Annotated in this window: 10 protein-coding genes; 6 read left to right on the top strand and 4 right to left on the bottom strand. The window is 69.3% G+C overall.

Annotated elements, in window-relative coordinates:
- Window positions 1-354 precede the first annotated feature (354 nt).
- The 5 genes from FGD71_RS07735 to FGD71_RS07705 form a co-directional block, all read left to right on the top strand.
- A partial coding sequence (locus FGD71_RS07735) for a SpoIIE family protein phosphatase (RefSeq protein WP_244951207.1) occupies window positions 355-2,444 on the top strand: 2,090 nt, incomplete at its 5' end.
- Window positions 2,445-2,468: 24 nt separating this feature from the next.
- A complete protein-coding gene (locus tag FGD71_RS07730) occupies window positions 2,469-2,975 on the top strand; it encodes a metallophosphoesterase family protein (RefSeq protein WP_119099648.1) in 507 nt (168 codons plus the stop codon).
- A 142-nt stretch (window positions 2,976-3,117) separates the two neighbouring features.
- Window positions 3,118-5,124 (top strand): elongation factor G, encoded by a 2,007-nt coding sequence (locus FGD71_RS07725; protein WP_119099647.1) that lies wholly within the window; start codon window positions 3,118-3,120, stop codon window positions 5,122-5,124.
- Window positions 5,125-5,703: 579 nt separating this feature from the next.
- On the top strand, window positions 5,704-6,408 hold the full coding sequence (locus FGD71_RS07720; protein WP_240436452.1) for a LuxR C-terminal-related transcriptional regulator: 705 nt from the start codon (window positions 5,704-5,706) through the stop codon (window positions 6,406-6,408).
- A 956-nt stretch (window positions 6,409-7,364) separates the two neighbouring features.
- Entirely contained in the window at window positions 7,365-9,242 is a 1,878-nt protein-coding gene (locus tag FGD71_RS07705) for a cellulase family glycosylhydrolase (protein WP_240436451.1), read from the top strand.
- Here the strand turns inward: FGD71_RS07705 and FGD71_RS07700 are convergent.
- A complete protein-coding gene (locus FGD71_RS07700) occupies window positions 9,235-10,509 on the bottom strand; it encodes a YncE family protein (protein ID WP_119099646.1) in 1,275 nt (424 codons plus the stop codon). The genes FGD71_RS07705 and FGD71_RS07700 overlap by 8 nt on opposite strands.
- A gap of 160 nt (window positions 10,510-10,669) precedes the next feature.
- Here FGD71_RS07700 and FGD71_RS07695 point away from each other — a divergent pair, with 160 nt between their 5' ends.
- Complete coding sequence (locus FGD71_RS07695; RefSeq protein WP_119099645.1) at window positions 10,670-11,332, top strand: TetR/AcrR family transcriptional regulator; 663 nt, start codon at window positions 10,670-10,672, stop codon at window positions 11,330-11,332.
- Between the two features lie 37 nt (window positions 11,333-11,369).
- Here FGD71_RS07695 and FGD71_RS07690 read toward each other — a convergent pair whose 3' ends face one another.
- The 3 genes from FGD71_RS07690 to FGD71_RS07680 all read right to left on the bottom strand — a co-directional run.
- Entirely contained in the window at window positions 11,370-12,293 is a 924-nt protein-coding gene (locus tag FGD71_RS07690; RefSeq protein WP_119099644.1) for an aminoglycoside phosphotransferase family protein, read from the bottom strand.
- A 32-nt stretch (window positions 12,294-12,325) separates the two neighbouring features.
- On the bottom strand, window positions 12,326-12,676 hold the full coding sequence (locus tag FGD71_RS07685; RefSeq protein ID WP_119099698.1) for a hypothetical protein: 351 nt from the start codon (window positions 12,674-12,676) through the stop codon (window positions 12,326-12,328).
- Window positions 12,677-12,681: 5 nt separating this feature from the next.
- A partial coding sequence (locus tag FGD71_RS07680) for a cbb3-type cytochrome c oxidase subunit I (protein ID WP_181359143.1) occupies window positions 12,682-13,107 on the bottom strand: 426 nt, incomplete at its 5' end.

Here is a 13,107-nt window from a genome sequence, read left to right as displayed (position 1 = left end):
CGGGCGTGCCGTGGGCCCTGTACGGGCTGCGGGACAGTTACGCCCTCTCCGACGGCTCGCCCGCGGTGGACGCGTATCGCCGCGGACAGCCGCTGTGGCTCAGCCCCGAGGAGCTCGCCATGAATCCCGGGGCTCCAGGTATCGGCGAAAACTCCGGGGTCCCCGATCCCCCCGGCATCCCTGATCCCCCCGGCGTCCAGCGCACACCCGCGGGGGACTTCTCGCTGGCCGCCGTGGCGCTGCCCGCGGATCAGGGTGGTGGCGGATGCCTGCTCGCCGTGAGCGACAGCCCCGGCGGCTTCGACGCCGACGACCGGCAGTGCCTGGAACTGCTCGCCGAGGCGGTCGTCGTCNGCCTGCTCGCCGTGAGCGACAGCCCCGGCGGCTTCGACGCCGACGACCGGCAGTGCCTGGAACTGCTCGCCGAGGCGGTCGTCGTCCGCCCCTTCCCGCCCCGGCCCCCCGCCTCGCCCCGACCCCCTGCTCCGCCCGGGGGCGCTCCCGACGCCCCGCCCGGCGTCCTGCCCAGCAGTGCGTTCGCCCTGGCCATGGACACCGGGCGTGTCGAGGTCGACGACGAGATGCTGGAGCTGTTCGGCCTCAGCCGGGGGGACTTCGACGGCAAGGTCGAGACCCTGCTGGGGATGACGGTGCCGGAGGACCTGCCCACGCTGATGTCCGTGGTGGAGGCGGACCACATGTCCATCGGGGACCGCGAGCTGGAGTTCCGCATCCTCCAGCCCTCCGGGAAGCAGCGGTGGCTGAGGCTGCGCGGACAGCTGCTGCCCGCCGGCGACGGGCATCCGGCGCGGCTCGTGGGCACGGTCGCGGACGCCTCGAAACTGCGCACCGGCATCAACGAGGTGGCCCGCGTCCAGCAGCTCGCCGCCGCCCTGGCCACCGCGGGCACCGTGCGGGACGTCAGCCAGGCCGTGGTCACCGCCCTGCGCCGGCCGCTGCTGGCCGACCGCATCGCACTGGCCGTGGTGGAGGGCGACCGCCTCGTCGTCACCATCCTGGACCCGCCGGAGCCGGAGGCATGGCCCCAGGTGTGGCGCAGCGAGTGGCGCTCGGAGTGGCCCGACGCGCCCATCCGCACCATGCCGACCCTGGCGGCCGCCCTGCGCGAGGGGCGCGCGGCGATCTGGCCCGCCGGGACGCCGCTGGAACCCGCGCTCGCCGAGGTCGGACCCGGCGGTCTCGCCGTCCTGCCGCTGCCGGCCGGCGGCCGTATGGCCGGCGCCTGCCTGATCGGCTGGGACACCCCGCACGACTTCGGCCCCGACGAGCGCGCACTGCTCACCGCGTCCGCCGGTCTCGCCGGCCAGGCCCTGATACGCGCCCACGCATTCGACGCCGAACACGAACTCGTCGGCATGCTCCAGCGGACCCTGCTCCCGCGTCGCCTGCCGACCCTGCCCGGCGCGGTCGCCGTCGCCCGCTATCTGCCCACCACGGCGGGCCTGGAGGTCGGCGGCGACTGGTACGACGTGATCCCGCTGCCCCACAACCACGTCGCCCTCGTCATCGGCGACGTCCAGGGGCACAACGCCGGAGCGGCGACGCTCATGGGCCAGATGCGCACCGCCCTGCGTGCGTACGCCATCGAGGGGCACCCCCCGGACGTGGTGGTCTCCCACGCCAACCGGCTGCTCGTGGACCTGGAGACCGATCTCTTCGCCACCTGCTGTTACGTGGACGTCGACATGGAGGAGGGCACGGCCTGGTGCGTACGGGCCGGACATCTGCCCCCGGTCCTGCGGCACCCGGACGGCACCACCGAGGTCGTCGTCACGGAGGGCGGACCGCCGCTCGGCGTGGTCACACAGGCCGACTTCCCGATGAGTCCGATACCGCTGCGCCCCGGCACGCTCGTGGCGCTGACGACGGACGGTCTGGTCGAGTCCGCCGAACTCGACTTCGAGGACGGGCTGGACCGGCTGGCCGATGAGCTGGCCGCCGCCGACCCCACCCACCTCGACCTCGTGGCGGACGCCCTGCTCACCTACGCCAACCGCAGCGACGACGTGGCCCTGCTGCTCCTGCGCTACGACGGCATGGCGCTGCGGCCACAGCGCGAGAGCTGGACGGTGTGGCGCCTGCCCGAGGCGGTCCGCCACGCCCGCCGCTTCACCAAGCGCACCCTGCGTGCATGGGACGTGACCGAGGAGACCGACGCCATCCTGCTGGTCGTCTCCGAGCTGGTCACCAACGCCCTCGTGCACACCGACGGCCAGGTCCGGCTCGACCTCACGCTGATCGACAACCGCCTGCGCGTCGCCGTCGCCGACGCCTCACCACGTACGCCCATCAAGCCGACCAGCATCGGCTGGGAGGCCACCGGCGGCCGTGGCATCCTGCTGGTCGAGGCTCTGTCGGCGGTCTGGGGAACCGTGCCGGTCAGCGGCGGCAAACAGGTGTGGAGCGAGATCGCCCTGAGCTGAACCGTCCGTCCTACGCTGAGTGGCGTGCGCCTCCTCCTGATGTCCGACACCCACATCCCCCAGCGCGCCAAGGAGCTCCCCGCGCCGCTGCTCGCCGAACTCCCGCGCGCCGACGTCGTCATCCACGCCGGCGACTGGGTGGACGTCGCCACCCTCGACCTCCTGGAGAGCCGGGCCAACCGGCTGATCGGCGTGTACGGCAACAACGACGGCCCCGCGCTCAGGGCCCGCCTGCCCGAAGTGGCCCACGCCGAACTGGACGGGCTGCGCCTCGCGGTCGTCCACGAGACGGGCGCCGCGGCGGGCCGCGAACGCCGCTGCGCCACACGTTTCCCCGACTTCGACGTCCTCGTCTTCGGCCACAGCCACATCCCCTGGGACACCACGGCACCGACCGGCCTGCGCCTGCTCAACCCCGGCTCGCCCACCGACCGCCGCCGCCGGCCCCACTGCACGTACATGACGGCGATCGTGAGCGACGGCCGGCTGACGGACGTACACCTCCACCGGCTGCCGCCCCGTCACCGTTAATCCGTTGCGCTCGCGCACGCCGCCTGTTGCACTACGGGAGACGAGCCGTCATTGATCAAGCAGATCGAGGAGCAGCACATGCGAGCACCGTTCATGTCCACCCAGGAAGGAATCCCTCTCACCTCAAAGGACATGACACCCGGTGCATACGCACACGCACACGCATACGCATACGCTGAACCTGGGAATCCTGGCGCACGTAGACGCCGGTAAGACGAGCCTGACCGAGCGGCTCCTGCATACCGTCGGGGTCATCGACGAGATCGGCAGCGTCGATGACGGCAGTACCCAGACGGATTCCCTCGCGCTGGAGCGCCTGCGCGGGATCACGATCAAATCCGCCGTCGTCTCCTTCGCGATCGACGACGTGACCGTCAATCTGATCGACACACCCGGGCACCCGGATTTCATCGCCGAGGTGGAACGGGTGCTGAGCGTGCTCGACGGCGCGGTACTCGTGCTGTCGGCGGTGGAAGGCGTACAGGCGCAGACACGGGTTCTGATGCGGACGCTGCGGCGACTGGGCATTCCGACGCTGATCTTCGTGAACAAGATCGATCGTGCCGGGGCACGTTACGCGGACCTGCTGGAGAGCATCTCCACGCGGCTCGCCCCGGCGATCGTCCCGATGGGCGAGGTTCGCGAACTGGGCACGCGGGACGCCCGTTTCACCCCGTACACCGGTCCCGCGCCGCGGCTTCTCGAACTGCTCGCGGAGCACGACGACGAACTGCTGTCCGCGTACGTCGACGACGAGGTGACCGTCTCCTGTGAGCGACTGCGCACGGAACTCGCCGCTCAGACCGGGCAGGGCCTGGTGCACCCGGTGTTCCTGGGCTCGGCCATCACGGGTGCGGGGATCGGTGAACTGGTCACGGGAATCCGCGAGTTGCTGCCCTCGGCCGAGGGCGACACGGACGGTCCGGTCTCGGGCACCGTCTTCAAGGTGGAGCGCGGGCCGGCGGGGGAGAAGGTCGCGTACGCGCGGATGTTCTCGGGGACTCTGCGCACACGCGACCGGCTGCCGTTCCGCGATGGCGAGGAGGGCAGGGTCACCGCGATCAGCGTCTTCGACCGTGGCTCGGCCGTGCGGACAACGTCCGTGACGGCGGGGCGGATCGGCAAGCTGTGGGGGCTGGGCGACATCCGCGTCGGCGACACCATCGGCGTACCGGGCAAAGGGCGGGCCGATCACCACTTCTCGCCGCCGACGCTGGAAACGGTCGTCGTCCCCTCCAGGGTGGCCGACAAAGGCGCGCTGCATCTCGCACTCACCCAACTCGCCGAACAGGACCCGCTGATCAACCTGCGGCAGGACGAAATCCGGCAGGAAATCTCGCTGTCCCTTTACGGAGAAGTGCAGAAGGAGGTCATCCAGGCCACGCTGGCCGACGAATTCGGCATCGACGTCACCTTCCGCGAGACGACGACGATCTGTGTCGAGCGGCCGGTCGGCACCGGTGCGGCCGTCGAGTTCAACGGCAAGGGCCCGAACCCGTTCCTCGCGACCGTCGGTCTGCGCGTCGATCCGGCACCGGTCGGCTCCGGCGTGGAGTTCCGGCTGGAGGCCGAACTCGGATCGATGCCGTACGCGTTCTTCAAGGCCGTCGAGGACACCGTGAGGGAGACGCTGGGCCAGGGCATTCACGGCTGGCAGGTCACCGACTGCACGGTCACCATGACGCACTCCGGCTATTCGCCGCGGCAGAGCCACGCCCATCAGCGGTTCGACAAGAGCATGTCGAGCACGGGCGCCGACTTCCGCGGACTGACTCCGCTGGTGCTGATGGACGCGCTGCGGCAGGCGGGCACGCAGGTGCACGAGCCGATGCACCGTTTCCGGCTGGAGGCCCCGACGGACACGCTGGGCGCGGTGCTGCCCGCTCTGGCGAAGCTGCGCGCCGCGCCGCAGACGACCCGGACGCGGGGAACGGCGTCCGTGCTGGAGGGGCGGATCCCGGCCGCCCGGGTGCACGAACTTGAGCAGCAGCTACCGGGGATGACCCGGGGCGAGGGCGAGCTGGAGTCCGCCTTCGACCACTACGCGCCCGTCGCCCGCGGCATGCTCCCGGAGCGGCCCCGGACCGACCACAACCCCCTGGACCGGAAGGAGTACCTGCTGAACGTGACGCGGCGACTTGCCGGATGACGTTGAACTCTCCCGAGAAAACGGGTATTTACCACGAGTGCACGAGTTGATCCATTTCAGGGCGCATTTGTGCAGGTGAGCACAGGCTCCACCTGCGCGGGAGCACGGTGGAGCCGCGGGTGCCGGTCGTGCGGCGAACGACTTCGAGGTCGATGCCGAGGCGGAGGGGTAATGGGCGGTAGATCGAACCGCCCTGCCCCTGCTGGGCACCGCACAGGGCGGGCAGGCGCCAAACGGGCCCCGCTCGCCCGCGTGTTCGGGCTGCCGCAGCGCTCGAATTCCGCTCCACCACTGGTCCGGTACGGGTACCGGCGGGCGAAACGGGCACATACGGGCACCATCGGATGAACAACAAACACAGTCAGTGCCGCACATCCGTTGTAGAAATTCTCCCACGGGTCCACTGGGGCCCGAAGCCATCAAAGATCCCCCTGTGAAAAGGAAAGTCTCCCGACTCCAGAGGATTTGGTGGCTTCAAGGAGTCTGGCAAACCCCGACACCAGGGCTTCTTATGGCCTGACCGCACAGTTGAACAACCCCCCCATGTATGTGCAGCAGAAGAAAGACGGTACGTCTCAGATGACCAAGAACATGACCGGTGCCTCGCGTGCCAGTGACAGCGTGACCGTGTCGTCCCGCGCAACCGTCCCCGCTCATCCTTTGGAAAGCCGACTCAACGCCCGGGCGCGACGCCGCACCTGTACGGCGCACATCGACACCGAGCTCAATGTCACGGCCGCGGACTCCGACTTCTGCCGGCAGTTCGGACGCAGCTCGGCCGACACCTGCGGGCGCAGCCTCTTCGATCTCCTGCATCCCAGCGCCCCGAGCGTCATGGGCCGGCACTTCAGGCGGCTCGCCGAGGGCCGCTGCAACCGGTTCGTCGAACGCACAGTGGGCGTGTGCGCCCCTCATCGCGTGTTCTCCTGCGAGCTGGCAGGCATAGCGGTTCACGGCACCTCGGACCGCCTTGTCGGCATCGTGGTCCTCGTCCACCCGGACGAGGTTCCGGGCGACACCGCCGCGGAGGCGGTCAGTCCCCGCGACGTGCTTCTCAGCAAGCTCGATGCCCAGGTACTCGAAGGCGTCGCGAGCGGTGCCTCCACCGTGCAGCTTGCCACACGGCTCTACCTCAGTCGGCAGGGTGTCGAGTACCACGTCGGACTGATGTTGCGGAAACTCAGGGCTCCCAACCGTGCGGCCCTCGTTGCCCGGGCGCACTCCCTGGGCATGCTGACCGTCGGCCACTGGCCGCCGCGGGTCCTGCCGGAGTTCGTCAAGTAGCAACGTCACGGAGGCAATTGACTGTCGACCGCAGGGTATGCCTGCGACGGTCGCATCAACTGACGGGATTGCGCCTTCCCTTACTCTGCAACTCGGCAGGCCGGCTTCGTGGGTGAGAACGGGGCTCTGGCACACCTGGCCACCAACTCGGGCGTGATCCGCTCATGCCCTCAAGCGTCAACCAGCCTGGCCCTTGACGCTCGTGAACGTGCGGAATGGTCACTCGAACCCCGGGCTGCTCGCCCTCCAGCAGGCTGACCTCGCTGCCGCCTCAGCACCGGCCCGGCTCATCCGCGATCTGCTCCCTCAGTGTGTCGGCGGTCCGCTCCGCCCCCGCCTCGTCGTGGGTCACGAGGCACAGCACCTCCGAGCTCCCCCTCCCAGGAACCCTCGGCAGCCTCAGAGCCCGGGTGCTCCAGGTAGTGGTCGAGCTCCATGCGGGCCTGGCCCTTGGCCTCAGGGGGGCAACCGTCGATCAGATGGGGGCGGTACTTGATCTTCTTGAGGCCGCGCTTGATAACGCAGGCGAGGTGGTCGAGGTTGGCCGCGGGCAGGTTGGCGAGCACGCGTGACGGGAGCCTGGCAGCCGTCTTGGGTACTCCCCGGCTCGTCGGCTTCGCCCTCAGACCAGCTGCTCCGGCAGCGGCCGGGGATCGGCGGCGCCCGCGCGGCTACGGGCCGTAGGTAGTCCCGCCGCGACGAGTGCGGCGGCCGGCCCCAGCACCCCCTGACTGCTCCGCCCACGGTGGCGGCAGCCGAGATCGCGGTGGTCAGGCCGATCACGCCGGGGTTGTCCATGCCGAGGCCGTCGAGCAGGTACGCCATTCGTAAGCCCAAGTCAGAGGGGTGCGACAGAACTACCCCAAGAAAACGAGTACTTACTTTGGAGTAGCAGATACTTACTCTGGAGTCAGAGGAGTTGACGGGCCCCTGCTGCCGTTGCGAATGTGGTGGACATGTCAAAGATCGCGGACATGGCACCAACGCGTACGAGCCTGCTCGGTGTGCTCATACTCCTCACCGGCTTCCTGACCACGGCGGGCGCCCGGCCCGCCACCGCTCTCCCCGACGACCTCTGGTTCGACAGACCGGCCGGGGCCACCCTCACCGTCCAGAACGGCCGCTTCACCGACGGCCTCGGCCGCGAAGTGGTGCTCCGCGGCTACAACGTCTCCGGCGAGACGAAGCTGGCGGAGAACAAGGGCCTGCCGTTCGCCTCCGTTGCCGACGCCAAGAAGTCCGCGACCGCGCTGCGCGCCCTCGGCGGCGGCAACACGGTCCGCTTCCTGCTCTCCTGGGCGTATGCCGAGCCCGTGCGCGGCCAGGTGGACGCCGCGTATCTCGCCGCTGCCACCGGTCAGATACGCGCGTTCCTCGACGCCGGGATCCGTGTGTACCCGGACTTCCACCAGGACCTCTACTCGCGCCACCTCTTCGACCCGGACAGCTGGTACACCGGCGACGGAGCGCCCAAGTGGGCCGTCGACGCCGGGGACTACCCGGACGAGTACTGCGGAATCTGCCCCTTCTGGGGCCAGAACATCACGCAGAACGAGGCCGTGAAGCAGGCGTCCTACGACTTCTGGCACAACGAGCACGGACTCCAGGACGCCTTCCTCACCACCGCCCAGAAGACCATGGCGTACGTCGAACAGAACCTGACCGACGACCAGTTCGGGGGCGTCATCGGCTTCGACCCGTACAACGAACCCCACGCCGGCACCTACGACTCCGGGCAGACCAGCCGCACGTGGGAGAAGAACGTCCTGTGGCCGTTCTACGAGAAGTTCCGTGCCCGCATGGACGCGGCCGGCTGGCAGGACAAGCCCGCCTTCGTCGAACCGAATCTCTTCTGGAACGCCAACATCGACTTCCAGAAACAGGAGGGCGGCCTCCTCGACGCGGGCAAGCTCGGGCCGGACTACGTCTTCAACACCCACTTCTACGACCAGAAGGCGATCTCGGGCATCTTCATGCCGGGCAAGGCGGGTGACGGCCAGTACGCCACCGACTTCGCAACGGTGCGCGACCGTGCCGCGGCGGGCGGCACGGCGGGGATCGTCAGCGAGTTCGGCCACCCGCTGGCGGGGACCGTCTCCGACAAGGCCCCGACCGTCCTCAAGGCGATGTATCAGGCCCTCGACTCCCGTGTGCCGGGCGCCCGTTGGTGGTCCCGGCCCGCGCAGTCCGGTCCGGTCCTCTCCGGTTCGCAGTGGCAGTGGGACATCTACAACGGCCGCCACCGCGAGCTGATGAACGGCAACCCCGACAAGGTGCTCACCCACGGCGACGCCTGGAACGACGAGGACCTCTCCGCCGTACGCCTCGACGACTCCGGCAAGGCCGTACTGCGCCAGGACGCCCGGCTCCTCGACCGCGTCTACCCGAGCGCCACGGCGGGCAGCACCGTCGCGTTCACCTACGAGGACCGCTCCCGTGACGGCTCCACGACCCTGACGTGGAACCCGGTGCCCGACTCGCTCCCGCGCGTGAAGCAGCTGGTGGGCTCGGGCCAGTACGCCCTGCTCGTGTGGCGCTCCGACGGCGGCTCGGCACCCACCGAACTGCACCTGCCCGCGTCCTTCCCGAACTCGTCCACCACCGTGGTCTCCGATCTCGGTACGACGGCGGCCCCGCCCTCGTACACGAGGACCACCCCGGTCGCGGTCGCGAACGAGCCGGGCGGCACGGGCAGTCGTCGGCTGCTCCTGACCGCCGCCGACTCGGGCACGCACTACGCGCTCGTCACCAACGGTGCGACGGCTCCGTCCGCGGAGCTGCTGAGTGCCGCGCGGACGGAGCTGGCGAACTGGGCCGCTACGAAGGTCAGTTAGCGGACGGGCCGGTCCAGTCCGCGCGGACCTGGGCCAGGCGTACGCGCTGAGGGTGGTCGCCGACCGCCACGGACGCCGTCTTCCGCCCGGTGGCGAAGTCGATGGCCGTGACCCGGTCGGAGCCGCTCTCGGAGATGACACAGGACTTGCCGTCACCGCTGACGGTGGCCCAGTAGGGCTTCGAGGCGGTGACGAGCGGGCCCTCCTGGAGGGAGGAGCGATCGACGACGGTCGCGTAGTCGTCCATCGTCCCGGCGATGCACAGCTTGTCGCCGGCGGGGCTCATCGACATGCCGTGGTGGCGCGAGTCGTTGACCCAGGTCGTGCGGTCCTCGCTCGTCGCCGGGTTCTTCGGGAGTGTCTTCACGCGGGTGATCTTGTCGCTCGCGACGTCGTACTCGACGAAGCCGTTGAAGAACGAGACCTGGAAGTAGAGCTTCGATTCGTCCGGAGTGAAGGCGACCGGGCGGACGGCGTCGGACAGGTCCTTGCGGCCGAAGGCGTCGAGCCGTTCGCGCATGTCGATGACCTTGACCGGCTCGTACGTGTTCGCGTCGACGACGGTGATCTTGCGGTCGCCCTTCGTCCAGTCCAGCCACGGGGCGTCGGTTGCGGTGTTCACGTCCCCGATCGACATGTTCCACAGGTACTTGCCGTCCTGGGAGAAGACGTTCTCGTGCGGCTTGTCGCCGGTCTTGAACGAACCGAGCTGCTTGCCGGTGGCGATGTCGAGGACGTGCACGGTGTTGGAGATCGAGGCCGACACGGCGACCCGCTTGCCGTCGGGGGAGACCGCCATGTGGTCGGAACGGTAACCCGACACCGGGAAGCGCCAGTTGATCTTCCCCGTCGCGAGGTCGATCGACACGACATCGGCGAAGCTGGGCCGGGAGACCACCATCGCCGACCCGTCGGGCGTCGAGTACATGTCGTCGACGAACTGGTCGTGACCCTCCCCGACGCCGTTGCGGATGGCCATGAAGTAGATCCACTTGATCGGGTCGGCGTTGATCTCCGCCATCCGCTGTTCCTTGTCCGGGATGACGTTGATCCGGCCGATCTTCGCGAGGTCGCCGCCCGACTTGATGACGTCGGCGGTGCCGTCCCAGTTGTTGCCGACGAACATCACCTCGCGCAGGTCCGCGGAGGCGTCCTGGGTGCCGTCGGAGGCGTTCGGTGTGCCGGCCGTGGCCGCCGCCGGTCCGGCGACGATCAGGGCGAGGGCGGCCGCGAGCGGCCCTACGTGCCGGGCTTTGAAGGCAGACATGACCTTCTCCTCATTGGTGGGAGCATGACAAGCTGAGATCTGAATACGTTGGCGTTCAGACTTACTTACTGGAAAGTAAGGAGTGGGTGCCGCTCTCCACAAGACGTCGGACACGACAAAATTGGCCATCTGAGCGACAAGAGTGATGAGGGAGGGGTCAGTGGCGGGCAGGATCAAAGCGCCGACCGGCCGTTATGGTGGCAAGTCCGCCGAGGAGCGGCAGGCTGAGCGACGTCGGCGGTTTCTGGACGCCGCGCTCCAGCTCTTCGGCGACAGCCCCGGCTACCGCGCCACGACCGTGGCCGCCCTGAGCGAGGCCGCCGGGCTGTCGACCCGCCAGTTCTACGAGGAGTTCCGCTCCCTCGAGGACGTACTCGCCGCCCTCCACCTCCAGGTCAACGACTGGGCGGAAGAAGCCGCTCTGGCCGGACTCGGCGACATGAACGGACAGCCGATCGCGGAGCGTGCCACGGCCGCCTTCCGTGCCTACGCCGCCAACGTCACCGGCGACCCGCGGCGCCTGCGCATCACCTTCGTCGAGATCATCGGTGTCAGCCCCCGCCTCGAGAGACAGCGGCTGGCCCGCCGCTCCCGCTGGATCGACTTCATCTGCGCCGAGGCCGCGGCCGCCGTCCAGCGCGGCGAGGCGGCGCCCCGCGACTACCGCGTCGCCGCCGCGGCCTTCATCGGCAGCGTCAACGGCCTGCTGCACGACTGGAGTTCGGGCTGGGTAGAGGCGAGTCTCGACGAGGTGGTCGACGAACTCGTCCAACTGCTCCTGGGCATTCTGCGCCCGGCGGGGTGGTCCCCGGCGGACACGTAGCTCCGCCTCGCTGTGCCCGAGTGGGGTGGCCCGAGGGTCACCAACGGAGCAGCATCGCTGTGGCGACGGCGGCCCCGGCCGGGTCCAGCACCGTTCTGCCGTCTTCGATGTCCCACAACGTGTTCTGCAGGACGCGACCGAGTGTCCAGCCGGACGCCCGCCGCCGGTCCAGGCCGAGTGCCTCGGTCAGCTGGTCGAAGCGGCGGAGCACCGTGCCTGTCACGTCGCCGGAGGCCACTACCGACTCCCACCGGCTGTCGAGTGCCGGCCACAGGTCGAACCCGGGGTCGCCGGCCAGTGGTTCCGGGTCGATGGCGAGCCAGGGCTCCCGTTGCCCGGCCAGGATGTTGTCGTAGTGCAGATCCCAGTGCAGCAGCTGGTCGCCGGCCTCGCCGGTCAGGTCGGCCACGGCCGACGCACAGGTGCGCAGCAGCCGTTGCTCGACGGGGTCGCGCAGCGCCGGTACGGCGCGCGGCGCCTGGCCGAGCATGGCGGCGGCGATGTCCGCGAGCCGCCGCACGCCCTGCGGGGCGGGCACCGCTACCAGGCGTGCCATCAGCTCGGCGAGGATCCGCGTCGCGGCGGTGTCGTCGGTCACCGACGCCAGCGACCGGGTCGCGTCCAGCCGTTCCAGGAGCATGGTGCCGGTGTCCGGGTCGTGGTCGAGCAACCGCACCGCACCGTTTCCGTTCCATGCCCGCAGACCGCGCGCGGCGTCGGCGCTGTCCTCGGTGACCTGCTGGAGTTTCAGCACCGCGGGCGTACCGTCGGCGCGGGTCACCGGAAGCACCAGCGAGGCCATGCCGTGCCCGGCGGGGCCGTCCAGCCGCAGTGCCCAGCGGTCCAGGCAGCCGGCCGCCAGCCCCGGGAGCGCGGCGATCCACGCACGGCCGGACGCGCCGCTCCCGCTGTACGAAGCGGCGAACGCGTCGGGCACCTCGACCCGAATCGACCTGCTCATGTCGCGTATCCCGCGTCAAGCATGACAGCACCCTACTCGTACACGATCACGGAAACGATCAGTGCAACCGCAGTGGTGAAGAGGGCGACCCCGAACAGGAACCAGCCGATGAGCCGCTGCCGCAGCGTGCGATACCTCTCCTGATACTCGGCCCGCAGTTCTTCGCCGCGTCGTGCGGTGCGTCGCCAGGAAAGTCGGGTGAGCGCGAGGTACTCCTGCGCGTAGCGCTCCTCGATCTCCTCGCGCTGGGAGTCGCTGAGCCACTCGAACCGCCGGGTGAAACGGCCGGCTTGGGCACGGCCCTCGCCGCGGGTGGCCTCGATCAGCAGATGGCCTTCGATCTCGTTGATCAGGGCGTTCGCGTCCAGCGGCCGCTCGTCCATCGCGGTCACCGCAGGGCCGCCCTCTCCGCGGAGTCCAACTCCGCCTCGGCGGCGCCGACTTCGGGTCGGTGGAGGTCGAACGCCGGGGATTCGCTGCGAATACGCGGCATGGTGAGGAAGTTGTGCCGCGGCGGCGGGCAGGACGTCGCCCACTCCAGCGAACGGCCGTAGCCCCACGGGTCGTCGACCTCGACCTTCTTGCCGTACTTGGCGGTCTTCCACACGTTGTAGAAGAACGGCAGCAGGGACAGACCAAGGAGGAAGGAGAAAATGGTCGAGACGGTATTGAGGACGGTCAGGCCCTCCACCGCCAGGTAGTCGGGAATCCGGCGCTGCATTCCGTTGGTGCCCAGCCAGTGCTGGACGAGGAAGGTGCCGTGGAAGCCGATGAACAGCGTCCAGAAGGTGATCTTGCCGAGTCGTTCGTCGAG

The sequence above is a fragment of the Streptomyces sporangiiformans genome (assembly GCF_005768555.2).
Lineage (GTDB): Bacteria > Actinomycetota > Actinomycetes > Streptomycetales > Streptomycetaceae > Streptomyces > Streptomyces sporangiiformans.
The sequence above is the reverse complement of the archived record's forward strand: the minus strand, read 5'-3'. Positions and strand labels throughout refer to the sequence as shown.